22 protein-coding genes and 6 pseudogenes are annotated in these 24,278 nt (G+C 68.9%); 10 read left to right on the top strand and 18 right to left on the bottom strand.

Annotated features, from left to right (window positions below):
• The first annotated feature begins 293 nt into the window (after nucleotides 1-293).
• Together FNH08_RS02850 and FNH08_RS51530 are read left to right on the top strand one after the other, a co-directional pair.
• Nucleotides 294-773 carry a hypothetical protein gene (locus FNH08_RS02850; RefSeq protein WP_228033831.1) on the top strand — a complete coding sequence of 160 codons (480 nt, stop codon included), beginning with the start codon at nucleotides 294-296 and terminating at the stop codon, nucleotides 771-773.
• A 141-nt stretch (nucleotides 774-914) separates the two neighbouring features.
• Nucleotides 915-1,121, top strand: a pseudogene (locus FNH08_RS51530) (flavodoxin family protein); the annotation flags it as partial.
• A 521-nt stretch (nucleotides 1,122-1,642) separates the two neighbouring features.
• Here FNH08_RS51530 and FNH08_RS02835 read toward each other — a convergent pair.
• Nucleotides 1,643-2,890, bottom strand: a complete 1,248-nt coding sequence (locus FNH08_RS02835) for an MFS transporter (RefSeq protein WP_322723553.1) — start codon at nucleotides 2,888-2,890, stop codon at nucleotides 1,643-1,645.
• Between the two features lie 93 nt (nucleotides 2,891-2,983).
• Here FNH08_RS02835 and FNH08_RS02830 point away from each other — a divergent pair, with 93 nt between their 5' ends.
• The 3 genes from FNH08_RS02830 (at nucleotide 2,984) to FNH08_RS02820 (ending at nucleotide 4,637) form a co-directional block, all read left to right on the top strand.
• The gene (locus tag FNH08_RS02830; RefSeq protein ID WP_152769616.1) at nucleotides 2,984-3,523 is read left to right on the top strand and encodes a TetR/AcrR family transcriptional regulator; all 540 of its coding nucleotides are present in this window, start codon (nucleotides 2,984-2,986) and stop codon (nucleotides 3,521-3,523) included.
• Between the two features lie 302 nt (nucleotides 3,524-3,825).
• Nucleotides 3,826-4,197, top strand: a complete 372-nt coding sequence (locus FNH08_RS02825) for a hypothetical protein (protein ID WP_152769615.1) — start codon at nucleotides 3,826-3,828, stop codon at nucleotides 4,195-4,197.
• Between the two features lie 149 nt (nucleotides 4,198-4,346).
• Nucleotides 4,347-4,637, top strand: a complete 291-nt coding sequence (locus FNH08_RS02820) for a Tn3 family transposase (RefSeq protein ID WP_152769614.1) — start codon at nucleotides 4,347-4,349, stop codon at nucleotides 4,635-4,637.
• Between the two features lie 110 nt (nucleotides 4,638-4,747).
• Here FNH08_RS02820 and FNH08_RS02815 read toward each other — a convergent pair.
• From FNH08_RS02815 to FNH08_RS02805, 3 genes and pseudogenes are all read right to left on the bottom strand, one after another.
• Nucleotides 4,748-4,840: pseudogene (locus FNH08_RS02815) on the bottom strand (transposase); the annotation flags it as partial.
• A 133-nt stretch (nucleotides 4,841-4,973) separates the two neighbouring features.
• Nucleotides 4,974-5,342, bottom strand: coding sequence for a hypothetical protein (locus FNH08_RS02810; protein WP_152769613.1), 369 nt, complete (start codon nucleotides 5,340-5,342; stop codon nucleotides 4,974-4,976).
• Between the two features lie 454 nt (nucleotides 5,343-5,796).
• A pseudogene (locus FNH08_RS02805) lies at nucleotides 5,797-6,192 on the bottom strand (MFS transporter); the annotation flags it as partial.
• A 42-nt stretch (nucleotides 6,193-6,234) separates the two neighbouring features.
• Between FNH08_RS02805 and FNH08_RS53875 the strand changes: the two are divergent.
• The 4 genes and pseudogenes from FNH08_RS53875 to FNH08_RS02790 all read left to right on the top strand — a co-directional run.
• Nucleotides 6,235-6,666, top strand: a pseudogene (locus FNH08_RS53875) (sensor histidine kinase); the annotation flags it as partial.
• A 71-nt stretch (nucleotides 6,667-6,737) separates the two neighbouring features.
• A complete protein-coding gene (locus FNH08_RS53425) occupies nucleotides 6,738-6,869 on the top strand; it encodes a hypothetical protein (protein WP_322723552.1) in 132 nt (43 codons plus the stop codon).
• Nucleotides 6,866-7,510: a LuxR C-terminal-related transcriptional regulator gene (locus tag FNH08_RS02795; protein ID WP_152769612.1), complete on the top strand. Its 645-nt coding sequence runs from the start codon at nucleotides 6,866-6,868 to the stop codon at nucleotides 7,508-7,510. Before FNH08_RS53425 ends, FNH08_RS02795 begins: the two co-directional genes overlap by 4 nt.
• A gap of 194 nt (nucleotides 7,511-7,704) precedes the next feature.
• Nucleotides 7,705-8,730, top strand: a pseudogene (locus FNH08_RS02790) (AI-2E family transporter); the annotation flags it as partial.
• A 248-nt stretch (nucleotides 8,731-8,978) separates the two neighbouring features.
• On the opposite strand, the pseudogene FNH08_RS54320 reads toward FNH08_RS02790, so the two are convergent.
• The 5 genes and pseudogenes from FNH08_RS54320 to FNH08_RS02765 all read right to left on the bottom strand — a co-directional run.
• A pseudogene (locus FNH08_RS54320) lies at nucleotides 8,979-9,155 on the bottom strand (IS701 family transposase); the annotation flags it as partial.
• A 19-nt stretch (nucleotides 9,156-9,174) separates the two neighbouring features.
• On the bottom strand, nucleotides 9,175-10,380 hold the full coding sequence (locus FNH08_RS02780) for an ROK family transcriptional regulator (protein WP_152769611.1): 1,206 nt from the start codon (nucleotides 10,378-10,380) through the stop codon (nucleotides 9,175-9,177).
• 13 nt (nucleotides 10,381-10,393) lie between these two features.
• Entirely contained in the window at nucleotides 10,394-11,674 is a 1,281-nt protein-coding gene (locus FNH08_RS02775) for a sugar ABC transporter permease (RefSeq protein ID WP_228033830.1), read from the bottom strand.
• Entirely contained in the window at nucleotides 11,671-12,447 is a 777-nt protein-coding gene (locus FNH08_RS02770; RefSeq protein ID WP_152769610.1) for an ATP-binding cassette domain-containing protein, read from the bottom strand. Before FNH08_RS02770 ends, FNH08_RS02775 begins: the two co-directional genes overlap by 4 nt.
• 112 nt (nucleotides 12,448-12,559) lie before the next feature.
• Nucleotides 12,560-13,654, bottom strand: a complete 1,095-nt coding sequence (locus tag FNH08_RS02765) for a sugar ABC transporter substrate-binding protein (RefSeq protein ID WP_152769609.1) — start codon at nucleotides 13,652-13,654, stop codon at nucleotides 12,560-12,562.
• Between the two features lie 645 nt (nucleotides 13,655-14,299).
• Here FNH08_RS02765 and FNH08_RS02760 point away from each other — a divergent pair.
• Nucleotides 14,300-16,117 carry a ricin-type beta-trefoil lectin domain protein gene (locus FNH08_RS02760; protein ID WP_194238339.1) on the top strand — a complete coding sequence of 606 codons (1,818 nt, stop codon included), beginning with the start codon at nucleotides 14,300-14,302 and terminating at the stop codon, nucleotides 16,115-16,117.
• Between the two features lie 169 nt (nucleotides 16,118-16,286).
• Here FNH08_RS02760 and FNH08_RS02755 read toward each other — a convergent pair whose 3' ends face one another.
• The 9 genes from FNH08_RS02755 to FNH08_RS02715 are packed head-to-tail and all read right to left on the bottom strand — an operon-like array spanning nucleotide 16,287 to nucleotide 24,236.
• Entirely contained in the window at nucleotides 16,287-17,015 is a 729-nt protein-coding gene (locus tag FNH08_RS02755) for a FadR/GntR family transcriptional regulator (protein ID WP_152769607.1), read from the bottom strand.
• A complete protein-coding gene (locus FNH08_RS02750; protein ID WP_152769606.1) occupies nucleotides 17,006-18,019 on the bottom strand; it encodes an aldo/keto reductase in 1,014 nt (337 codons plus the stop codon). The genes FNH08_RS02755 and FNH08_RS02750 overlap by 10 nt, the downstream gene beginning before the upstream one ends.
• Before the next feature lie 38 nt (nucleotides 18,020-18,057).
• Nucleotides 18,058-19,113 carry a sugar kinase gene (locus FNH08_RS02745; RefSeq protein ID WP_152769605.1) on the bottom strand — a complete coding sequence of 352 codons (1,056 nt, stop codon included), beginning with the start codon at nucleotides 19,111-19,113 and terminating at the stop codon, nucleotides 18,058-18,060.
• Nucleotides 19,110-19,739: a bifunctional 4-hydroxy-2-oxoglutarate aldolase/2-dehydro-3-deoxy-phosphogluconate aldolase gene (locus FNH08_RS02740; RefSeq protein ID WP_152769604.1), complete on the bottom strand. Its 630-nt coding sequence runs from the start codon at nucleotides 19,737-19,739 to the stop codon at nucleotides 19,110-19,112. The genes FNH08_RS02745 and FNH08_RS02740 overlap by 4 nt, the downstream gene beginning before the upstream one ends.
• A complete protein-coding gene (locus FNH08_RS02735) occupies nucleotides 19,736-20,506 on the bottom strand; it encodes an SDR family oxidoreductase (protein WP_194238338.1) in 771 nt (256 codons plus the stop codon). Before FNH08_RS02735 ends, FNH08_RS02740 begins: the two co-directional genes overlap by 4 nt.
• Nucleotides 20,503-21,573: a zinc-dependent alcohol dehydrogenase gene (locus FNH08_RS02730; RefSeq protein WP_152769603.1), complete on the bottom strand. Its 1,071-nt coding sequence runs from the start codon at nucleotides 21,571-21,573 to the stop codon at nucleotides 20,503-20,505. Before FNH08_RS02730 ends, FNH08_RS02735 begins: the two co-directional genes overlap by 4 nt.
• Complete coding sequence (locus tag FNH08_RS02725; protein WP_322723547.1) at nucleotides 21,570-22,007, bottom strand: RbsD/FucU domain-containing protein; 438 nt, start codon at nucleotides 22,005-22,007, stop codon at nucleotides 21,570-21,572. Before FNH08_RS02725 ends, FNH08_RS02730 begins: the two co-directional genes overlap by 4 nt.
• Nucleotides 21,998-22,918, bottom strand: a complete 921-nt coding sequence (locus tag FNH08_RS02720; RefSeq protein ID WP_322723545.1) for an amidohydrolase family protein — start codon at nucleotides 22,916-22,918, stop codon at nucleotides 21,998-22,000. Before FNH08_RS02720 ends, FNH08_RS02725 begins: the two co-directional genes overlap by 10 nt.
• Nucleotides 22,911-24,236: an L-fuconate dehydratase gene (locus FNH08_RS02715; RefSeq protein WP_152769602.1), complete on the bottom strand. Its 1,326-nt coding sequence runs from the start codon at nucleotides 24,234-24,236 to the stop codon at nucleotides 22,911-22,913. The genes FNH08_RS02720 and FNH08_RS02715 overlap by 8 nt, the downstream gene beginning before the upstream one ends.
• Nucleotides 24,237-24,278: the final 42 nt, after the last annotated feature.

Genomic DNA, 24,278 nt, shown 5'->3' with positions numbered 1-24,278 from the left:
AAAGTGGATACCCATGGCATGTGACGTCTCCACGCACGAGGTTATGGGATGGGGTGTCAGCAACACATGCGGTGTGCCGGATTTCGTTGCGCTCGAACGAGCCGCCGACTCGACCTCGACGGCGTACAGGATCCCGCGTGAGGGCGAAGAGCAGGTCCGGCCGAAATCAAGAGTATGGCGATGAAAATGGTGCGGTCCAGTCGGCCTGTCTGCCGACGCGGGTATCAATCTTCGAACACCGGCTTATGGGGATGTGGGTGGAGGTTGGATGCATGATCGGTGACCGTTGGGGTGTGAGCGACAGCGAGATCGTGCGCACCTACCCGTGCGACGACTTCGTCACCTCACCCGCGCTGCAGGCGTGGCGGGGCGTGGGTGTCGAGGCGCCTGCCGAAGCCGTGTGGCCGTGGGTCGCACAAGTAAGGCTTGCGCCATACTCGTACGACTGGATCGACAACCTTGGCCGCCGCTCGCCTCGCGAGCTGGTAGGTATTCCCGAGCCTCAAGTCGGAGAAAGGTTCACTTCCGCTGGCGGGCGAGAGCTGGGCCGGATCGTCTCGGTCGAACCAGGGATCCAGCTGACGGGCACCATTATGGGCGCCTTTATGTCCTACGTCCTCGTGCCCCAGGATTGCGACACGACGCGCCTGCTACTCAAGGTCGTCATGCAAACCAGCCGTTGGGCGGCCCTGTGCCTGTCGGTCGGCGATCTGATCATGGCTCGACGGCAGTTGCTGAACCTGAAGCTGCTCGCCGAGCGACACCAGCATTGAGCTGTGGGCGCGGGTTGAGCGGCTTGAGGCTGAGAAAGCTGAGTTGGGGCCAGTTCCCAATCCCTCTTGGCGGAGCTCTGTCCAGATCTACTTTGGCGGCGAGCTCTGCGACACCGTCCGCGCCAAGCGTGCCCAAACCACGGCGAGGCGGGCCCCGGCCCTTCCTCTCTCGACCCGGCTCCGGCTCGGGCGCTCACAGAACGACCTCACCAACTGCAACACCACCTTCATGACCTGGAACCTGCTGCACCTGGCCGGGCCTTGAAGGACCTCGGCGGCATCCCCGCCTACGGCACATGGGACGCCGGCTGCCGGCGCGACTGCCAGAACCCCGAGCGAAGTGGCTGAGCGTGCCCTGCTTCTGACGCCGTACAGCGGCTCGTCGTGGTTGTGCCAGCCCGTGCTCTGCCCGGGCGGGATGGCGATCTCCCGCAGCGTGTAGTCGGTGCTGTTCACGGTTTTCTGACCGATCGCGGCGAGGACGCTGACGCGGTTGGCTCCGAGTCAGTGGATGCCCGCCGCCCCGCGCACGGTCAGCTGGTTGCGCCGCGACAACGCCGCGGCTGCTGTCGTACCCCGCCAGGCCCCGGCTCGGCCGAGACCACCGTGACCGTATGGCCAAGGGCGGTCCGGCAGGCCAGGACGGTGGGGTGGCGACCGTGGCCATCACCAGGAGGCTGGTGCGCAGCCCTCACTCCATCGCGAGAAACCCGCCGCGCGGCCCTGTATCCCGTTCGGAGTGACGGCCTGCCGCACCGCCACGACCGTGGAATTCGAGTTCCCGGGCGGCTATGTGTGTATCTATCCTGAGATCAACTTCGGGGGGGGAGCTGTGGGTGCGGCGGGCGGTCGACGGCTCGGGACCCCACCTACCCGTCGGAAAAGGCCCGGCTGTCCTTCCCTGTTCGATGGGGCTCAGCCAGGGGGCGCCGTGCCAGGCGGTTCGCCAGTTCGGAGAGGCTGAGGGCGAGGACGGCGATCATCGCGGCGAGGATGCTGACGCGGTTGGCTCCGAGCCAGCGGATGCCCGCCGCGCCGACGAGTCCGGACAGAGAGATCGCCAGGTAGAGGACGGCCTGGTTGAGCGGGATCAGTACCGATGCCGACTCGGGGTCCAAGGTGATGAGCCGGTGCTGCTGCGGGGTGGTGATGGCGAAGGCGGCGAAGCCGTACGCGGCGATCATCACAGTGGCGGGGATCGGCGCCGCGGTTGTCAGTGGGAGGATCACCAGGCCGACGGCGAGTGCGATCAGCGCGACCGTCACCACCGGTCGTCCGCTCCATCGGTCGGCCAGGGCACCGGCGGCGAGGTTGCCGAGCAGGCCGACGATCCCCAGCGTGAACAGCAGGACGGCCAGTCGTCCGCCCGAGCCTCCGGTGGCGGGCGTGAAGATCACTGAGATGTAGGTGTAGGGGATGTAGACCGCGGTGAACGCGGTCAGTGTGGTGGCGAAGAGGGCGAGAGCGCGGCGATCGCCGAGCGGCCTCAGGCGCTCCCGCAGGCCCGGCGCGGCCGGGGTGGGGATGCGCTTCGGTATCAGGGTCAGTACACCGGCGAGGCCGAGCACGGTCAGCACGGTGACGAACCACATGGTCGCCCGCCACCCGACAGCGCCCCCGATGGCTGTGCCCAATGGCACGCCCAGTGCGGTCGCGGCGGTGAACCCGGTGACCGTGGCCGCGATTGCCCTGCCCTGCCTCTCGGGGGGAACCAGCGCGGCTGCGGTCACCGATGCCGCCGGGACGAACATGCCGACCCCGGCCGCGGCGACCGCCTGGGCCACCAGGACGACGGGGAAGGTCGGCGCCAGGGCTGTAGCAGCGTTGCCCAGCGTAGAGGCCAGCACGGCCACCAGCAGAACCCGGCGCCGTGGCCACGCGCCGGTGAGCGCGCCCAGCAGGGGAGCGGCGATGGTGGCCGCGAGGGCGAAAGTGGTGACGACCTGTCCGGCAGTGGTCTCGCAGATACGAAACGACTCGCTGAGCAGCGAGAGGAGCCCCGCGAGGACGAACTCGCCGGTGCCGACGGCGAAGACCCCGAATCCGAGGGCCGCGACGCCCCAGCGGCTCGTTATGGCACCGGCGGCAGCTGCGGGCCTTGGTGTTGTCCGTGACACGTGGGCCTACCTCCAAATGGTACTGATCGGTTCCGTTCGTAAGACGGTACTGATCGGTTCCGCTCCGGGTCAACTCTCGTTAGTCTTGGCGGTATGCCGACACGCGCCCGTGACCGTCTCGTTGAAACCGCCGGAGAGCTCTTCTACTCCGAGGGCGTCCGGGCGGTTGGAATCGAACGACTGCTGGCCGTCTCCGGGGTGGGTCGCGCCTCGTTCTACCGGCATTTCGCCAGCAAGGACGATCTCGTGGTGGCCACGCTCCGGGACTACGGCGAGCGCTGGTGCCGACGGTTGGAACAGCAGGTGGCGGTGCGCGGAGGTGGGCCGCTGGCGGTATTCGACGCCCTGGCCGACAGTTTCGAACAGCCCGCGTTCCGGGGCTGCGCGTCGATCAACGCGATGGTGGAGGCCGCCGATCGCGACAGCGCGGCACATCGCGTGGCGGCCGAGCACAAGCGCGCCGTCACGGACTACATCGACGGCCTGCTCGAGCGAGCCGGGTACGAACAGCACGGCGAACTGGCCGAGCAGTTCATGATCCTCGTGGACGGGGCCATCATCACTGCGGTGCGTGAGCGCGGCGGTGAATCCGCCCGCCGAGCCAAGGCTGTTGCCTCCGTACTCCTCGGCTGACCGCCCAAGTCCACGCACCGGCCGAACGCGGCGATCAACGTCGAGGGCGCAGCTTGCGCTTGATGACGCGGGTCAGGTCGGCGAGTCTGGCGGCCGCGAGGTCTGCCGATCTCCTTCACCGGCCCGAGGGCCACCGGCTGACCGTGCGCGGGGACTGACCTCGACGACCGCCCTTCCAGGTCCCTGCCGCCACCTGTGCCCCGGTATGGCCGGTTCCGCACTGGTGTACGTCGCACCCTTCCGAAAGGCTGCTGACTGACCTCATGTCGGCAGAGACATGACAAAAGTCGCAAGGGGGGCTCATGAGAGGGAGAATCCGCCACGCCCTTGTGGTGGCGCTGGGGGCCGCGACGGCGGTCGTGATGGCGGTCGGCCCCGCCCAGGCGAAGGCCGCCGCTCCGTGGGCCAACTGTCCGGACGGAGCCGTCTGTCTGTACCCCGAGGGCCAGGACCCCGCGCAGTCACCCAGCCACATCTTCTGGAGCTACGGCGCTCACAACCTGAGCGGCCAGTACAACTACCACTGGATTCTCAACAACCAGTACGGCGGCGCACACGCGAAGCTGTGCAGCGGCTACAACGGGACCGGCACCTGCCACCACGACATGGCGCCGCAGAACGGCTGGTGGACCAACTTCACACCGGTCAACTCGGTCGTGCTCTACCTGCCGTGAGCCGACGGGGCCGCTCGTCCGTGACGGGCGGTCCCGGGCCGCGCGCTCCGGGACCGGGACCCGGCGGAGCTCTGGCAAGGTGTTGCAACCGACGTGCCACACAGAAGGCGTTTCGATCATGAGTCGCCCGTCTCGCGGGCCCATGGGAGTTGCCCGGTCAGACAGTCGGGAGAGGATTCTCCGGTGAGGCAGCCTCTGCCGCAGTTGCCGTCTACGGGCGGATCTTCAAGACCTTGCACCTGCTCCAGTTCGTCTCCGACGAGGGGTACCGGCGGATGATCGGAGCCCAGCTCAACGTCACCGAGGCCCGCTACCGCCTTGCCCGGAAGATCTTCTTCGGGCAGCGCGGTGGAATACGCCAGCGCCACCTTGAAGGCATGGAGGACCAGCTCGGCGCCCTCTGCCTTGCGCTGAACTCCGTCGTTTTGGTCAACAGCTAGTACAACCACACCAACTTCCTCGGCCGCGACACCTTCACCAGCCCGCCGACACCAGGCCTGCGGCAACTCCGCGGCCCGTACACGGATACCGCGGCTCGATGCCGGTTCCCGCGCTTGATGCGGCCGGTGAACTCCTGGTGTATCCGGCGGGCAGATACGCCTTTGAGGCTGTTGACCAGCTTCGAGACGGTGGCCTTGGGAGGGCACGATCGGGCCTACCCGGACGCCTCCCAGCGCTGTGCGCTGGCGAGTGCGTTCATCCCGGCTTCGCATCACCCAGGCCAAGCACACTGAGTGTGGACGGTCGCGTATTTCCCAGTTGCTGGAGACCGAGGGTCAGTTTCGCCAGTCGAGTTGCTGTTCCGGGACGCCGACGGAGCGGCTGTAGTCCTGGGCTTCGCGGCGGTCTTCGGCTTGCCCAGGTGGATAGCGGAAGACCTTGTTGGCAAAGATCACGAACGTGTCGGACGGGGTGTGGAAGTCGGTGTACCAACCTCCCGTCGAAGGCAGGCAGGAGGTCAGCTGATCTGCGAAGTGCCGGGCCCCGGCCTCCTCGGCGGTGAAGTCCAGCAGGGTCCAGAGCCGCGGCTGAGCATCCCCGACGTTCGTCATCTCGACCCGTGTCAGCTTGGTGATCTGCAGAGGGATCCCCGTCAGCTCGGCTCCGGCCAGCAGGCTTTCGGCGATCAGGACACCCTCGAGCATCTGAACCTCCTTGATGTGGGCGGGGCGAGACTAACTGCCGTTCTTAGGAATCTTGTTGGGTCGGTAGCTGGGCGCTCTGTTGCTGGTGATGATCAGATCTCGACCATGTCGACCACAGTGAATGTTCTCCTTGCCATCCGGTGCGTCCGTTGACCTCTCGGCTCGCAGGTCAAGGGACCGCGACGGCTCCCAGAGGCCAGCACCCTCAGCTCGGGCACCGGCATGCCCATGGGAGCCCGACCGATTCGCAAGCGAGATTCAACTTGGAACCAAAGCGCACAAAATATGAAATGTCGACCTAATTTGAGTGCAGGCGGCAGCCACGGCGCCGACGTGGCATCGCATCCTCGCGCCGCAGGCGAATGCACGAGAGGCGGGTTGATGCCGTGTGCCAGGCGTTACGAGGTTGTCGTTGCTGGCGCGGACGGCTTGGCCGGTGTGCGCGCTGAGACGGCGCCGGGCGCTGGCGGGGCAGAAAGGCGGCGAGCGCACAGCACAGCGCGGCGGCACCGGCGCCGATGGCCAGGACCCTTCTGAAGCCGTTCTCCGACGGAAGGGCGCGGCCCGCGAAACCGGTGGTCATCTGTGTCAGGACCACGCCGACGACAGCGCTGGAGAAAGAGGTGCCGAGGGTACGTATCAGAGTGTTGAGGCTGTTGGCGGCGGCGGTCTCGGACACCGGTACGGCCGCCACGATGAGCGCGGGCATCGCACCGTACGCCAGCCCCATGCCTGCGCCGACGACACAGCCGACCACGACCAGCTGCCAGATCTCGGACATCAGCACGATGCCGATCCCGTAGCCGGCGGTCACGACCAGCGAGCCGACCATCAGGGTGACCAGCGGGCCCGGCTCGCGGAAGCGGCGGAACGGGCACGGATATCCCGGGAGATGCACGACATCCTCGGCCACACCCTCGCCGTCATGGTCGGTCTCGCCGACGGTGCGGCCGGACTGGCCGAGGCCAAGCCCAAGCGGGGCGCCGAGACGCTGCAGATCATCGCAGACAGCGGGCGCGGCGCCCTGGCCGATCTGCGTCGGCTTCTCGGCGCTATCCGCGAGAACGACACCGAGTCCCACGACTCCCCGTTGGCGCCTCAGCCCGACCTGACCGACCTCGACGCCCTCCTGGAGAGGGTCCGGGCCGCCGGCCCCGTCGTCACGGTGCACAGTGAGGGTGATCCGGCCGGTCTGCGCGCGGGCCTTCAACTCGCCGCCTACCGCATCGTCCAGGAAGCACTGACCAACATTCTCAAGCACGCGGCCCCCGACACGACGATCGATGTTGTCGTCGTTGCGACCCAGCACGCGGTCCGTGTCGCTGTCGAGGACAGTGGCCCGCCTCGTACTCCCCGCAAGAGCCCTCGGGGCAGTGTGGGCAAGGACTCCTCGGTATGCGCGAACGCACCGCGCTGTACCAGGGGACCGTTACCGAGGGCACCAACTCCCGCGGCGGCTGGAGCGTTCGAGCGGAACTGCGCCTCATCCCACCCACCAACGCCCCTACGGAGAAGCACCCGGAATGACCACTGTCCTCATCGTCGACCACCAGGCCCTGCAACGCCTCCGCTTCAGCATGCTCATGGAACAGCACCCCGACCTCACCGTCGTCGGCGAGGCCACGCACGGCGCCGAAGCGGTACGCATGACGGCCGAACTCCACCCGGACGTCGTCCTGATGGACGTCCGCATGGACGGCATCGAGGCGACCCGACGCATCGCCACCTCCGGTGGCCGCTCCCGCGTTCTGGTCATGACCACCTTCGACCTGGACGAGTACGCCTACGCCGCACTTCGCGCCGGAGCCAGCGGCTTTCTCCTCAAGGGCGCCCTGCCCGACGAACCCCTCGCCGGCATTCGCGCGGTCGCGGCCGGGGACGCCGTCATTTCACCAGGGCTGACCCGCAAACTCATCGACGCCTTCAGCACACGCCTGCCCGGCCACACCTCCGAGCGGGTGCGACAGGTGGAAGCCCTCACCGAACGCGAACGCGAGGTTCTCACCGCGGTCGCCACCGGCTACAGCAACGCCGAGGTCGCCGAACACCTGCATCTGGCCGAGACCACCGTCAAGTCCCACGTCAGCCGCATCCTCGCCAAGATCGGTGCCCGGGACCGGGTCCAGGCGGTCATCTTCGCCTACGTGGGGCTCGTACGGCCGGCATGAACAGCCGGGGCGGTGTGGGGTCACGAAGCCAGACAGGGGCAGTGGTCGCCGGGTTCGGCCACGTGTGAGCGGAGAAGAACAAAGTGAGCATGCACATCGGGAATTCTCGGAGAGTCCGTCCGGGAGCAGGGCATGGCCGACGGCGAGGGCTGGTGCACCGAACGCGTCCGGTGCTTCGGAGCACGGGCGCGTCCATGAGCAGGTCGGGGCGGAGCGACCGACGCCGGAGGGAGCACCGGCACAACCCCCTGCCCGAGATCGCACGACGCGTGGCCGTGGGGTGTGCGCTGATACTCCTCGTCAGTGGTGTCATCTCCGTGGCGGTGTGGTTCTCGGCGCGGCCCTGCTGGGCCCGCTCTATCGTCGGCTGATCGCGATGAGGATCAACAAGTCGCTCGCCGCCGGGCTGACCTGTGCCGCCGTCATCGTGGTCATGGGCGGGGCCGCGTACATCGTGGTGACCGCCCTCATCGACACCGGTGACCAGATCATCTCCTCCCTGCGCGACGCGGGCGCGTCACTCGGGGAGAGATTCGAAGTGGCCGGGACATCCCTGGACGATCACGCGGCGAACGCGAAGGACCTGCTGTCGAAGTTCGGCGGCACCGCCGTCTCCTGCCTCTTGAGCGGCGTGAGCGTGGTCGTCGAGATGACCGCGACGGGCGCGCTCGCGATCCTGCTCATGTTCTTCTTCCTGCGTGACTCCCACGGGCCGTTGCCGCACTGCACTCGCTCGCCCCTCGGGGCTCCGATGAGACCCTTGAGGTGATGGCCCGTCGCGCCTTTCAGGCGATCGAGGGCTTCATGCGAGGCACGACGATTGTCGCCTTCATCGACGCCGTCTGCATCACCGTCGGTCTGCTCGTCCTGAAAGTACCGGGCGCGGTCGTGCTCGGGGCACTGGTGTTCATCGGTGCGTACATCCCTTACCTCGGTGCGTTCCTGTCCGGCGCGGTCGCGGTCCTGGTCGCATTCGCCGATGGTGGCCTCAGGACCGCGCTGTGGGTGCTGGGCCTTGTCTTCGTGGTGCAGCTCATCGAGGGCAATGTGCTTCAGCCGATGATCCAGAGCCGCACGTTGCAGATGCACCCCGCGGTGATACTGGTGGCCCTCACAGCCGGCGCCTCGTCCGCAGGGGTCCTCGGCATGCTCCTCTCCGTGCCATGACCGCGGTGGTGTTCGGAGTGCTGTCGGAACTGCGGGGCCGATACCAGGAAGGAGACCGTGGTACGGAAGAGGGTGAGACCAAGGCTTTCGACGACCCAGGAACCGGTCCGGGCGACTCGCAACGACGCCTGAGACGTCGGTCTCGACGTTTGTTCGGCGTTCCGGCTATGGGAATGCCATTTCGTCGACCGCGCAGGCTCAAGGGCACAGTGTCCGAAGCCCGACGAGGAGGTCGTACTCCGGCGTGATGACGAAGGCGGGGGCGATACCGGTCAGGCCGGCGGTGTCGGAGGGATGTCATGGGGTCGGAAGCGTTTCTGCCGCGGGCCGGCGCCCACCGCCGACGGACCGGGACAACGCCTTGGTGGTCGCACTCGGCCACGGTGGGCAGTTCCAGTGCCGCCCAGTGGTAGAGCCGCGGACCCTTGGCCCCGTCGCCGCACGAGATCGGCTCCCATGCCTCCGCAGGAGCCTGAGCCAAGGGTTCCCCGCGCCGACTACGTGCTGGTACGGGCCAGTGCTTCCAGTGGGCCCGCGAGGATGGTGGAGAAGGCGAGTTCTGCGGCGCCGATGAGGACAGCGTTGTCGCCCAGTGCGCCGACGCGGAGCCGCAGGTTTTCACGGGAGGCTGCCAGCGCGTGGCTGTTGACGCGGCTGCGGATCTGGGCGGCCGAGCCGAGGAACACCTCGCGGAGCGTTCCGCCGAAGACGACGGTGCGCGGGTTGAGGATGTTGACCAGGTTGGCGACGCCGATGCCGAGCCAGTCGCCGACGTCATGCAGGGCGGCGCGGGCGCTGATATCGCCCCGGTCGGCCGCCTCGACGACGGCGCGTACGGCCTCCCGACCCGTGGCCGAAGGGTCGCGCTGTGCGGCCTCCAGGAGAGCGCGTTCACCGGCTTCGGCTTCGAGGCAGCCACGCCCTCCGCATCCGCAGGGTCTGCCGGCCCGCGGGTTGACGACCATGTGCCCGATCTCCCCGCCGTATCCGCAGTCGCCGCCCAGGAGTTGGCCGCCTGCGATGACACCGCCGCCGATGCCTATGTCGCCGTGCAGGTACACGAGGTCCTGGCAGCCGGTCCCGGCGCCACGCAGGTGTTCGGCGAGGGCTCCGAGGCTTGCCTCGTTCCCGACCGAGACGGGAAGGCCGAGGTCCAGCCGGCGCGTGAGGCTTTCGCCGAACTCCTCGTCCTTCCAGTCGATGTAGGGTGCGGCACGGACCAGGCCGTCGGGCCGGCGCACCATTCCGCGAACGGCGGCGGCCACGCCGACGCAGACGGTTCCCTGCCGTGTGGTGTCCATCATCTGGTGGGCGAAGTCGGCGAGGACTTCCGTCACTTGGCCGGCTTCGCGATGGTCTGGGCGCATGCGGGCCTCCCTGCGGTCGAGGAAGACCCCGCCGAGACCGATGCGGGCGGCGGTCAGCCGGTCCACGCCGACGTCGAAGGCGAGGACGTACGCCTGGTCGGACTCGGGCCGCACGACCAGGGACGGCCGGCCCGCTCTGCCCGTGTCACGGGGTAGTTCCTCACGGACCAGGCCGGCCGAGGTCAGCTCGCTGACCAGACCCAGGATGGTGCTGCGGTTGAGTCCCATGCGGTCGGCGAGGACCGCCCGTGACATGGATCCGCCGATGTGCACATGGCGGAGCAGGGTGCCCAGGTTGTGCCGGCGGATCTCTTCCTGCGAGGGACCGGCTTTCATGGTGCCCCAGACCTCATCGTTGTACGGCCCTGCGACGGGACAGAGCGTCCACGCCTGCGGCCACCAGCAGGACCGAACCCGTGACAGCGTACTTGACCCCGGAGCTGTAGCCCATCAGACCCATGCCGTTCTGGATGACCGCGACGACCATGCCGCCGAGCACGGCGTCGACGACCCTGCCCCGCCCGCCGAAGAGGCTGGTTCCACCGATCACCGCGGCGCCGACCGCCAGCAACAGCACGTTGCTGCCACCGGTGTTGGGGTCGACCGAGTTGCCCCGGGACGCGGCGATGATGCCGCCGACCGCGGCCAGGGACGAGCAGATGACGAACGCGGTGATACGGATGGCGGCCACGTTGATGCCGGCCCGCCGTGCCGCCTCGGCGTTGCCCCCCACCGCGTAGATGTGCAGGCCGAACGAGGTGCGCTGGAGCAGGAAGGTACCGGCGACGAGCAGGACGGCGATGACCGGTACCACGATCGGCACGCCCTTGAGCGAGTCGACGATGACGTTGCGGCTGCGCTCCTGGTTGAGCAGGTGGACGGCGACCGCGCCGAGCACCGCCAGGCCGCCGATCCTGACCGCGAGCAGGGTAGGGGGAGAGGTGGCGAGCCCGCGCTGTCGGCGGTTGCGGTTCTGCCGGAACTGTATCGCCGCATAGGCCGCGACGCTGACGGCGAACAGTGACCAACCGAGCGCGGGGGAGAGGTTGTTGTTGGCGACGGCCAGGATCGTCTGGTCGCGGATGGAGATGTTGGTGCCCTCCTTGAGCAGCATCAGCACGATGCCCTGGAAGCCGAGGAAGGCGGCCAGGGTGACCACGAAGGAGGGGATGCCGACCTTCGCCACCAGGACGCCGAGCAGCAGGCCGATGACCGTGCCGGTGAGGATTGCCGCACCGACGGCGGCGAACCATGGCCATCCGTGGTCGGTGAGCAGGATGGCCAGGACGGCGGCACAGACCCCGCTGGCGTACCCCGCGGACAGGTCGATCTCGCCGAGGAGCAGGACGAAGACCAGTCCCATGGCGATGGCTATGCTGCCCGCGCCCTGAGTGAGCAGGTTGGCGAAGTTCAGCTCGGACAGGAAGACCGGGCGCAGGGCCGCGAAGAACACGCAGAGGACGATCAGGCCGAGGACGGCGGGCAGGGCCCCCAACTCTCCGCCGCGTACCCGCTCCACGTAGTTTCGGGCGACCGAGCGCAGACTCGCGGCTCCGGCCGTTCCGTTCCTCTTCGACGTACCAAGGCTGTCCGGCATCTCTGGCTTCTCGGGGGCGACGGCGGCGGTCATGCGGTGGCTCCGTTGGTGGTGGCGAGGCCGAGATCTCCGCTGCGGCCTGAGGTGATGAGTTCGACGACCTGGGCGTGCGTGACGTCGGACGTCCGGATCTGGGCGGCCATCCGGCCCAGGTAGAGGGCGGCGATCCGGTCGGACACCGCGAAGACGTCGTTCATGTTGTGCGAGATCAGGACCACGGCGAGCCCGTTGTCGGCGAGCCGCCGGACCAGTTCGAGGACCTGCGCGGTCTGGGCCACACCGAGCGCGGCGGTCGGCTCGTCCAGGATGACCACCTTGCTGTTCCACAGCACGGCCTTGGCGATGGCCACGGTCTGCCGTTGGCCGCCGGAGAGGCTGGAGACCTGCTGGCGGATGGACTTGACGGTGCGGACCGACAGCCCTTCGAGGGTCTTGGCGGCCATTTCCTCCATCGTCGCGTCGTCCAGGACGAGTCCCCGGCGCTTCTCGCGACCGAGGAACATGTTCTGGACGATGTCGAGGTTGTCACAGAGCGCCAGGTCCTGGTACACGATCTCGACGCCCAGGGCCGCCGCGTCGCGCGGGCTGTGCACCTGCACCTCCTCGTCCTCGAACCAGTACTCACCGCCGTCGATCGGGTGGATGCCGCCGATGCACTTGACCAACGTGGACTTGCCGGCTCCGTTGTCGCCGACCAGGGCGGTCACCTCGCCCGGGTGGACGTCGAAGGACACGTCGTGCAGCACCTGCACCGGGCCGAAACTCTTGTCGATCCCGCGCAGTCGGAGGATCGGGGTCGCTGTCATGGGAGACGGCTCCTTACGGTCGTGAGGTCGCGGGCCCCGGGGGCGAAAGGTTCCCGGGGCCCGCGGTCGGCCGGTCCGGACGGGGGGATCGTTCGAACCGGCCGGTCAGGGGCTACTTGATGCCGGCCTTGGCACACAGGGCGGCGTACTTGCCCGTGCACAGCTCGTCCTTGGTGACGAAACCGTCGTCCACGACGTCCTTGACGTTGTCCTTGTAGATGGCCACCGGCGTCTCCAGCACGGCCGCCACCTTGCGCTTGCCCTCGGGGTCCTCGACGGTCGCGTTCGTCTCGCCCTTCTCGCCCTTGGCGAGCGAGATGGCGAGCTTGGCCGTGGCGTCCGCCTCCTTCTTGACCGCCTTGTATACGGTCATGCACTGGTCGCCGGCGAGGATGTTCTGCAGGCCCTGCACGGTGGCGTCCTGGCCGGTGACCGGCACCTCGCCGTTGCGGTTCTGCTTGCGCAGCACGGCGATGGCCGCGTTGCCGAGACCGTCGTTGGCGGCGAGCACGCCGCCGATCTTCGGCGCGCTGGTGAGCATCTGCTCAAAGATGGTGCCGGCCTGGGTGTTGTCCCAGTCGGGGACGGACTGGTCCGGGCCCTTGACGTACTCGCCCGACTTGTACTTGGGGTCGAGGACGCTGTTGTAGCCCTTGGCGAAGAGGGTCGCGTTGTTGTCGGTCGGGGAGCCGTTGAGCGTGGCGATGATGGGCTTCTTGGCCTTCATGTCGCTCAGGCACTTGCTCAGGCCCTCGCCCTGCAACTTGCCGACCTCGGTGTTGTCGAAGCTCACGTAGTACTGGGCGGAGCCGCCGAGGGTGAGGCGGTCGTAGTCGATCGTCGCCACGCCCTGCGCCTTGGCCTTGTCCAGAACGGCCTTGCCGGTGCCGCTGTCCAGGTTCACGATCACCAGGACGTTGACACCGTTGGTGATCATCTGGTCCGCGATGGTCTGGAACTGCTGCTTGTCGCCCTGCGCGTTCTGGATGTCGTAGTCGACGCCCGCCGCCTTGAACGCCTCGCCGAGGTACTTGCGGTCCGCGGTCTCCCAGCGCGCCGAGGACTTGCTGTCCGGGAGGATCACGCCGATCTTCGGCTTCTTGGCGTCGGAGCCTGAGGCACTGTCGCTCGACGAGGAGCCGCCGCAGGCGGTGAGCGAGCTGACCAGCGCCACCGAGGCGGCGGTGAGGAGGAGTCCTTTGCGCATGGGCAGGGTCCTTTCTGGTGTTACGGCCGGACGACCGGACGCACGAGGGTGGAGAGGAAGAAGGCGAGAAGGGCGCTCTCGGAGGAATGGCCGGGGCTCAGGCGATCCGCCCGGCTGAATGTTGTGAGCGGGAACTTACGACGCTCTGCGGACTGTGCGCCAGATCTGGAGCGCGAGAATTTGTTACCTGCCATAACAATCAGGTGACGCGGTCGAAGCGCGGCGCCCCCTCCCTGTCTGGTGAGGTCCGGGGGAGTGTGGTCGCCCGAGTGGCGGCGCGGTCCGGTTCGCCGGGCTCGCATTCACCTGTTACGAAACCTTTCGCGGTCCACTGCTCCCTCGCCGGCGAGACCCGGATGATGATCTTCGGAACGTGGACTTCCGCAGGAGAACGCTGGTTCGGTCAGGATGATTGGTGCTGACGAACGGCCTTCCGGCCGGGGTGTGTCGGCGGTTCGAGCCCGCCCGCCGCGCCTGTCGCGGGTCTTGACGCGGGCATCGTTGGCCCTCGAAGGTGTGCCGCAATTAATCAACGGCCCTTACAAATGCACTGTCCTGGGGGACGGGACGGTGGGGGCCAGGGCAGGAAGAGGGACTGCTTCCATGCTTGTCAGACGAAGGCTCCGCAAAGGCGCTGCGCAGGTCATGGCATTGACAGTGGCTGTCGTAGGCGGGGTGGCGGTGCTGGGGCCCACCGCCGCCCACGCCGCTGGCACGGTGATCGGCGTGACCCTGACGACCGCGGACCTCGGCCAGGCGCTCACCCCGCAGCCGAGCATCACCCTCGGGCCGGCCTCCTCAGGGGCCGTGAACCTGAAGGTGGACAACACGAAGACCTTCCAGACCATCGACGGGTTCGGTGCCTCCTTCACCGACACCTCGACCTACCTGCTGCAGAACAAGCTCAGCGCGGCCACCCGTGACCGGGTGATGCGCGATCTGTTCGCCCGAGGACCCGGCATCGGCCTGTCCTTGATGCGGGTTCCGATGGGGTCGTCCGACTACACGGCGACCCCGCCCAGCAGCCCCGGCACCTACTCGTACGACGACAACGGCGGCGTCGCCGACCCCACCCTGGCCAACTTCTCCACCGCGCACGACGACGCGTACGTCATCCCGGTCATCAAGCAGGCCCAGGCACTCAACCCGGCGATGAAGCTCTTCGCCAACAACTGGAGCCCGCCGGCGTGGATGAAGACGACCAACACGATGCTGGGCACGAACAACGGCACCCTGCGCTCCGACATGTACGGCCCGCTGGCGCAGTACTACGTCAAGTTCCTCCAGGAGTACAAGGCCAAGGGCGTCAACGTCTGGGGCATCACCCCGCAGAACGAGCCGACCATCTCACCGTCCACGTACTCGGCCATGCTGTGGCCCGCGAGCAACGAGGCGAACTTCATCGCCGACAACCTCGCTCCCGCATTGCAACAAGCCGGCCTCGGCGACACGAAGATCCTCGGCGGCGACGCCGACCACGTGGACCTCAACTACGCCAACACACTGCTGAACAACCAGGCGACCCGCGACGCGATGTACGGCACCGCGTGGCACTGCTACCGCAACAACCTGGGCAACATGACCACCATCCACAACACCGCCCCGGACAAGCGGATCTACGAGAGCGAGTGCTCCACCGGCCCCGGCATCGCGCCGATGAACGCCGCGCAGCTCGCCCTGGAGTCCACCTTCAACTGGGCCAACGGCGCGCTGCTGTGGAACCTGGCGCTGGACACCAACGGCGGCCCCAAGATGGGTGTCGGCTGTGAGAAGTGCACCGGGCTCGTCACCGTCGACCAGGCGACCGGTGGCGTCACGTACACCAACAACTACTACCAACTCGGCCAGTTCTCCAAGTTCGTGGTACCCGGTGCCACGCGCATCGGCTACAGCGACGGCGGCAACGTCTGGGCCCAGGCGTACAAGAACCCCGACGGCAGCGAGGTGCTGGTCGCCCACAACAACAACTCCAGCAGCACCACGTTCACGACCACCTGGAACACGGAGGGGTCCTTCCAGTACACGCTGCCTGCCGGCGCCACGGCCACCTTCACCAAGACCGCCGACAACGCCGCGGCGCAGATCGTCGGACAGGGCTCGAAGCGGTGCCTCGACGACGCGAACAGCACGGCCAACGGCACCCAGCAGACCATCTGGGACTGCGGGGCGACGAATCCCAACCAGAAGTACCTGTACTCCGGTAACCGTGAACTGCAGATTGCCGGCAAGTGCCTGGGCGCGGAGGGCAACGCCACGACCAACGGCACCAAGGTCGTCCTCTGGGACTGCAACGGCCACAACAGTCAGAAGTGGACCTTCCGCGCCAACGGCAGCGTAACCAATGACCTGTCCGGGCTGTGCCTCGACGTCACCGGCAACGGTACGGCGAACGGCTCGAAGGTCCAGCTGTGGAGTTGCACCGGCAACTCGAACCAGAATTGGAGAGTCTCCAGCGGCGGCTGACGCCTCATCCCCGCTGTCACCGAGATCGTTGACGTCCCTCACGTCATGCCGACGACGACACCAGCGCGCTCCGTCATCACCGAATGCGAGACAGGGCGCCCTGGTGCCTTCTCCGGCCGGCCGGGGTCCCCCTGGGGCACTGTGGGCCGCTGGCTCTGGGCGGTGTCACTCAGGCGCTGTTGGCCGTCGGCGGTGCCTCCGGGAGGGACTCGGTGGATTGCAGATGCTCTCGCAGCCAGTGTTCCGTGTTGCTGACGTGCAGCAGAGCGGCGGCCTGGCTGAGAGCGGCGTCGCGACCGGCCAGGGCATCGAAGATCGCCTCGTGCTCCGCAAGGGTCCGCCCCGCTGCCCGGGCGTCCACCAGACCGCGCCAGATGCGTGCGCGCAAGGTGCGGCCCGAGACACCTTCAAGGAGGGTGAGCAGCGTTTCGTTGCCCGTGGCGGCGACGACGGCGCGGTGGAACGCCGCGTCGTGTGCGTTGAGTTGTTCGACGTCGTCGCGGGCCTCCCGCATGGCGTCCAGGTGCCGCTTCACCTCGGCCAGCTCCTCGTCGGAGATCCGGGTGGCGGCCAGAGCGGTGGCGACGGGTTCGAGCAGCCGCCTGACCTCCATCAGGTCCAGCAAGGCACCCGGATCGCTCTGCAGCAGGTCCACCGCACCGCCGAGGCCCTCCAGCAGCAGGCTCGGCTGCAGGCTGGTCACATAGGTGCCGTCGCCCCGCCTGACCTCCAGCACCCGGGCCACCGCCAGCGCCTTGACCGCCTCTCGCGCCAGGTTGCGGGACAGCCCCAACTGCGCTGCCAGCTCCGGTTCCGGAGGCAGCTTCGAGCCCGGGGGCAGCGCGCCCGAGCGGATCAGCGCACGGATCTGATCGATGGCCTTGTCCGTCAGAGACAACGCGAACCCCTTCCGTCAGTGTGCCCTCCGGGTACGTCCGACCTGATCAGGCCCTGGGCGCGAAGATCGTCCCAGAGACCCTCGGGGACCTGTTGACGGTGTAGCTCCACGTTGCGCCTGACTTGTTCGGGATTTCGCATACCAAGAGTGACGTTGATGGTACTGGGGTGGCTGAAGGGGAAAGCGATCGCCGCGGCGGGGAGGGTCGTGCCGTGCCGTTCGCAGACCTCCGCCATGGCGCGGGCGCGGGCGACGAGGTGCGGCGGGGCGTCCTGGTAGTCGTACTTCATACCCTGCGCGGGCCGGTCACGGGAGAGAAGGCCCGAGTTGAACACTCCGACCGCCACGACGCTCTTGTCGAGTTCGAGCGCGGCGGGGAGTACGTCGTCCAGCGCCGACTGGTCGAGGAGGGTGTAGCGTCCGGCCAGCATCACCACGTCGGCGGCGGTCTCGCGGAGGAAGCGGGCGAGCATGGCCGACTGGTTCATTCCGGCGCCGATGGCGCCGACGACTCCCTGGTCGCGCAGGTCCGCGAGGGTGGGCATGGCCTCCTCGGCGGCCTGCCGCCAGTGGTCGTCGGGATCGTGCAGGTACACGAGGTCCAGGCGGTCCAGTCCCGTGCGCTCCAGCGTGTCCTCGATGGAGCGGAGCACACCGTCGCGGCTGAAGTCCCACTTCCTGCGCAGATCGTCCCGTACGACGAAGCCCTCGCTGTCGAAGCCTCGTGACCGCTCGTTGGGTACGAGCAGCCGGCCCACCTTGGAGGAGACGACGTACCCGTCGCGCGGCCGGTCTCTGAGAGCGGCACCCAAGCGGCGCTCGGACAGGCCGAGCCCGTAGTGCGGTGCGGTGTCGAAGTACCGGACTCCCGCGTCCCATGCGGCGTCGATCGCGGCCGACGCGTCCTGGGCCGGGGTGACCCGGTAGAGGTTGCCGATGACCGAGGCCCCGAAGCCGAGTTCGGTGAGTGCGACAGGTGTGGTCGAGATCTTCCGGTGGTGCAAGGCGTTCTCCTCGGGGAATCACCGTGCCGTGTCGCAGGTCAGCGTCTGACGTGGGCGGAACTGCCCGCCATGAGCGCCTCGACCTCGGCGAGTGAGGCCATGGAGACGTCTCCGGGCGTGGTCATGGTGAGCGCGCCGTGGGCCGTGCCGTAGGCGAGGGCGTGTTCCAGGCCGACAGCGCTCAGCAGGCCGTGGACGAGCCCGGCGGCGAAGCCGTCGCCTGAGCCGATGCGGTCCAGCACGTGGAGGCCTGGCATCCGGGGGCCGGTGACGAAGCCGGTCTCGGGCGACCAGGCCGCCGAGGACCAGTCGTTCACCCCGGCCGAGGGCACCTCGCGCAGGGTTGTCGCCAGCACTCGTACCCCGGGCAGCCGGGCTGCCACCTGTGCGAAGGCGTCGGGCAGTTCGTCGGCGCCGATGCGCGGCTCGCCGGAGTGCCTTCCGGCCAGGCCCAGGGCGCCCACCACGACGTCGGCGTGCCGGGCGAGCCGCAGGTCGGTCTCGCGTGCCCGCTCGGGCCCGCCTCGGTCGGCCCAGAGGCTGGGGCGGTAGTTGGGGTCGTAGGAGACGGTGACGCCGTGGCGCCGGGCGGTCGCCATGGCCTCGTCCGCGACGTCCGCCGTGGTGTCCGACAGGCCGGCGAAAATGCCGCCGGTGTGGAACCAGCGCGGGCCCGTGGCGAAGACCGTGTCCCAGTCGATGTCTCCCTTGCGCAGTTGCGAGACGGCGGTGTTCGCGCGGTCGCTGACACCCAGTGCGCCACGGATGCCGAAGCCGCGTTCGACGAAGTTCAGTCCGTTGCGGGCGGTGCGGCCGATGCCGTCGCCGGGTATCCAACGGATCAGTGAGGTGTCGACGCCGCCCTGAAGGATCAGATCCTCGGTGAGCCGGCCCACCGCGTTGTCGACCAGGGCCGTGACGACGGCCGTGCGCAGACCGAAGCAGCGGCGGAGACTGCGTGCGACGTTGTACTCGCCGCCGCCTTCCCACACCTGGAAGGTGCGGGCCGTACGGATCCGCCCTTCGCCCGGGTCGAAGCGCAGCATCACCTCGCCCAGGGCGATCACGTCCGCACCTGGTCCGTGTCCGGTCATGGGGTGCTCCTCTCCACGGCCTCGGCGGTCAGCCGCCGGATCCCGTCGTAGTCGCCGCGCTCCAGATGGCCGGCGCTCGCCATCCAACTGCCGCCGACGGCGAGGACCGCCGGGTGGGAGAGATATCCGGTGAGGTGGGCGGGGCCGATGCCACCGGTCGGCACGAACCGCGCCTGAGGGAACGGCGCCGCCAGCGCCTTGAGCATGCCGGTGCCGCCCAACTGTTCTGCGGGGAACAGCTTGACCTTGTGCAGACCGCTCCCGAGGGCACGCATCAGCTCGGTCGCGGTGGCGATTCCCGGCACCATCGGCACGCCCAACTCCCGGCACCTGGCGATGACTTCCGCGTCGAAGCCGGGCGACACGACGAAGCGGGCCCCGGCCGACACGGCCCGCTCCGCCTGCTCGGGGGTGAGGACAGTGCCGGCGCCGACGGTGAGCCCTCCGTGGGCCGTCATCGCCTTGAGTGCCTGCTCGGCGTCCGGAGTGCGGAAGGTGACCTCGGCGCACCGGACGCCGCCGGTGGCGAGGGCCTCGGCGAGCGGGGCGGCCGTCGCGGCGTCGGGCACGGTCAGCACCGGCATGATCCGGGCGCCGGCCAGCAGGGAAGTGAGATCGGCGGTCATCGGCCGAGCCATCCGCCGTCGACGGGCAGGACGGTGCCGTGGACGTAGTCGGCGGCGTCGGAGGCCAGGAACACGGTGGCGCCCGCGAGGTCGTCTGCGGTGCCCCAGCGTGCTGCCGGGATGCGGTCGAGGATCGCGTTGCTGCGTGCCGGGTCGTCCTGGAGGGCCTGGGTGTTGTCGGTGGCGATGTAGCCGGGCGCGATGGCGTTGACGTTGACGCCGTGCGGCGCCCACTCGTTGGCCAGGGCCTTGGTCAGTCCGGCCACGCCGTGCTTGGCGGCGGTGTAGCCGGGGACGGTGATGCCGCCCTGGAAGCTGAGCAGCGACGCCGTGAAAACTATCTTGCCCCGGCCCCGGGCCACCATGGCCGCGCCCACCGCCCGGGCCAGCGCGAACTGTGCGCTGAGGTTGACCTGGAGGACCAACTCCCAGTCGGCTTCGGTGTGTTCGGCAGCCGGGGCGCGGCGGATGGTGCCCGCGTTGTTGACCAGGATGTCCACCGACCGCTCGCGTCCGGCGAGGTCCTCACCGAGCGCCCGTACGGCGTCGGGGTCGGCGAAGTCCGTCCGGATCGCTTCGAAGGAGCCGCCCGCGGCGAGCACGTCCTTCTCCACCGCGCTGTCGGAATCCTCCAGGTCGCGGCTGACACCGATGACGTCCGCTCCGGCCTCGGCGAGCGCGCGGGCCATGGCCCGGCCGATGCCGCGTCGGGCGCCGGTGACGACAGCGAGTCTGCCGGTCAGGTCGAACATGTCGAAGGCACTCATACGGCGGCTCCCTGTGCTTCGTCGATGGCACCCTGTGCGTCGGAGCAGTCCACAAGGATCTTCATCACGTCGCCCCCGGCCTCCAGGGCCTCGAACGCCGAGGGAGCCTCGGTGAGCGGTACGACCTTGCTGATCAGGCGGTCGGCGGGGACGGTTCCGTCCGCCACCAGCGCCACGGCGCGCTCGAAGTCCGCACGGTCGTACAACCGGGCGCCCACGAGAGTGAGTTCGCGCCAGAAGAACCGGTGCAGGTTCAGCTCGCGGGGCCGCGGATGGATGGCCACCAGGCACAGCCGGCCCCGCACCGCGAGCACCTCGACGGCCGTGTCCACGCCGGCCGCCGCGCCCGACACCTCGAAGGCGACGTCCGCGCCCGCGTCACCGGTCCACTCACGGACCAGCTCGGGGACGTCGTCCGTGGCGGGGTCCCAGGCAGTCAGCCCCGATTCCTCGGCGAGCAGCCGCCGGTGGCCGCTCAGCTCCACGACGCGGACGTCGGCTCCCGCGGAGCGGGCGACCAGCGCGATGAGGATGCCGACCGGTCCGCCGCCGACCACGACGACCCTCTCCCCGGCCTGGACACGGGCCCGGCCGACGTCGTGCACGGCCACCGCCGTGGGCTCGACGAGCGCCGCCCGGTCCAGGGGCACCGACTCCGGCAGGCGTACGAGCGTCGAGGCGGGCACGGTCCAGCGCTGCTGCATCGCGCCGGGGGAGTCGATGCCGATGAAGTCGAGATGCTGGCAGATGTGCCGGTGGCCCGCCCGGCAGGCGGGACAGGTGTCGTCCCAGCGCAGTGGCATCACGGTCACCGCGTTCCCGGGCCGCCAGCCCTCCACGTCCGGCCCGACGCGGACGATCCGGCCGGACATCTCGTGGCCGAGGACCGCGGGCGTGCGGACCCGGGCGTCCATGTCGCCGTGGAAGATGTGCAGGTCGGTGCCGCAGATGCCGACGAAGGCCGGGGCCAGCTCCACCTCCCCGGGGCCGGGAGGCGAACTCTCGGTGGGCGCTGTGTCCAGGGTCCGGGCGGAGGTGTACCGGACGGCGAGTGTCGAGGTCGTCATCGTGATCTCAGGGTCCCTTCAGCGCGGACGCCGATGGTCAGCAGCAGGTTGGCGTAGGTACGGATGTCGGCGGTGACGACGGCGAGCGCGAGGTCGGGCGAGCGCGCGGCGTCGTAGAACTCGAAGCGGCCCAGCGCCTCGACCGGAACGGGAGCCAGCATGGCGCGGTACTCGGCGAGGGCAGGCGGCTCGGGTTCGCCCTCGGGCGGAACCATCACCTGGGCCGATTCCACGGGCAGGGCCCGCAGCAGTACGTCCAGCACCGTGGTCACGTCCAACAGGCCCGGCGCCAGGTTGAGGTGTACCGTCCTGGCCCGTTCACCGGTGGCCGTGCTGGCGGGGTAGTGGCCGTCGGTGAGCAGGACGCGGGCGCCGTGTCCGGCTCGGGCCAGGGCTTCGAGCATGCCGGGGTGCAGTAGTTCGGTCAGGAGCACGGGGCAGTCCTCTCCTCTGTGTCCCTCGGGGTGGGTTCCAGCCCGTAGAAGGCGGTCGCGGTGCCCGCGAGGACGGCCTCGGTCTCGGTCCCGGAACAGCCGCACAGGAGCTCATCGACGGTGGCGGCCCAGCGGTTCCAGCCGCCCGCGAGGACGCAGACCGGCCAGTCGGAGCCGAACATCAGCCGCTCGGGGCCGAAGGCGGAGAGCAGCACGTCCCACACCGGCCGGATACCGGCGACGTTCCACGTCCGATGGCTGGCCTCGGTGACGAGCCCCGACACCTTGCACGCCACCTGTGGTCGTCGGGCCAGCAGCCGCACCTGCCGCTCCCAGTCGGCGAGGTCGCCGTGGGCGATGGGCGGCTTGCCCGCGTGGTCGAGGACCAGCCGCAGACCGGGGAGGCGTTCCGCCAGGCGGACGACCTGGGGGAACTGGTGGCTGCGGATCAGCACGTCGTAGCCCAGTTCGCGGTCACGGACCGCCCGCAACCCCCGTTCGACGGCGGGGTATTGCAGCCACTGCGGGTCCAGCTCCCCCTGGACGAGGTGCCGCAGCGCCCGCAGGTACGAACCGCCGGGCCCGGCACGCAGTTCGTCGAGAACGTCACCGATGGCCGGGGAGGTGAGATCCGCCCAGCCGACGACCCCGTCGACGAGAGGGTCGTCGTCGGCCAGGGCGAGGAGCTCCCGTGTCTCGGGGACGGACGTCACGCACTGGACGACCACCGTGCTCTCCAGACGCCGCCCGGCGATCGGCCGGGTCGCGGCGGAGCGCAGGTCGTCGACGCCGAAGGTGCGGCGGATCGGCTTGTGGGCGGGGCTGTCCAGCCAGGGCTGGGGACGGCGGGCCAGGTCCCACACGTGGTGGTGGGCGTCCACGAGACGCCGTGGGGGAGGGGTCTCAGACACGGGCGGTCCAGACCGGGCCGTCGGGGTACAGGTACTCCTTCAGGGACTCGGGGTGCATCTGCGCGCTCAGCCCGGGGACGGCGGGCGCGAGGTAGTGGCCGTCGGCGATGCGGACGGGGTTGACGAAGTGCTCGTGCAGGTGGTCGACGTACTCGATGACCCGGTCCTCGACCGTGCCGGAGACGGCGACGTAGTCGAACATCGACAGGTGCTGCACCATCTCGCACAGGCCCACCCCGCCCGCGTGCGGGCAGACCGGGACGCCGAACTTGGCGGCGAGCAGCAGGATCGCGATGTTCTCGTTGACGCCGCCGACCCGCGCGGAGTCGATCTGCACGACGTCCACGGCGCCCGCCTGCAGCAGTTGCTTGAAGACGACCCGGTTGGCGATGTGCTCGCCGGTGGCGACCTTGATGGGGCTGACGGCCTCGCGGACCGCGGCGTGGCCGAGGATGTCGTCCGGGGAGGTGGGCTCCTCGATCCAGTACGGATCGTAGGGGGCCAGCTCGCGCATCCAGTCGATGGCGGGCTGCACGTCCCATCGCTGGTTGGCGTCCACGGCGATGCGGATGGAGTCGCCGACCGTCTCGCGGGCGGTGCGCATGCGCCGTACGTCGTCCTCCAGGGACGCGCCGACCTTCAGCTTGATCTGGGTGAAGCCGTCGGCGACGGCCTCGCGGGCCAGGTGAGCCAGCTTCTCGTCGGAGTAGCCGAGCCAGCCGGGCGTGGTGGTGTAGGCGGGGTAGCCGCGCTCCAGCAGCCGGGCGATGCGCTCCTCGCGGCCCGGTTCGGCCTTGCGCAGGATGTCCAGCGCCTGCTCGGGGGTGAGGGCGTCGCTGAGCCAGCGGAAGTCGACCTGTGCGACCAGTTCCTCGGGCGACATCTCGCCGAGGAAGCGCCAGACGGGCTTGCCCGCGCGCTTGGCGGCCAGGTCCCATGCGGCGTTGACGACCGCGCCGGTGGCCATGTGGATGGCACCCTTCTCCGGGCCCAGCCAGCGCAGTTGGGGGTCGTGGACAAGGGAACGGGAGAACGTGCCGAGGTCTCCGCACATCTCCTCGACGGAGAGACCGACCACGTGCGGGGCGAGGGTCGCGATGGCGGCGGCCTGCGCGTCGTTGCCGCGTCCGGTGGTGAAGGCGAGGGCGTGGCCCTCCAGACCGTCGCCGGCGTCGGTGCGCAGGACGACGTAGGCGGCGGAGTAGTCGGGTTCGGGGTTCATCGCATCCGACCCGTCCAGGTGCTCGGACGTCGGGAACCGCACGTCGAGTACTTCCAGGGCGGTGATTCGAGCGGATGCGGACATGGCAGAGGACATGGCAGCAACTCCTGTGAAGGCAGGTGGGAACAGAGCCCCCTG

This window comes from Streptomyces spongiae, from assembly GCF_009377185.1.
Classification (GTDB): domain Bacteria; phylum Actinomycetota; class Actinomycetes; order Streptomycetales; family Streptomycetaceae; genus Streptomyces; species Streptomyces spongiae.
Note: the sequence above shows the minus strand (reverse complement) of the source record. Positions and strands in the feature narration are given on the sequence as shown.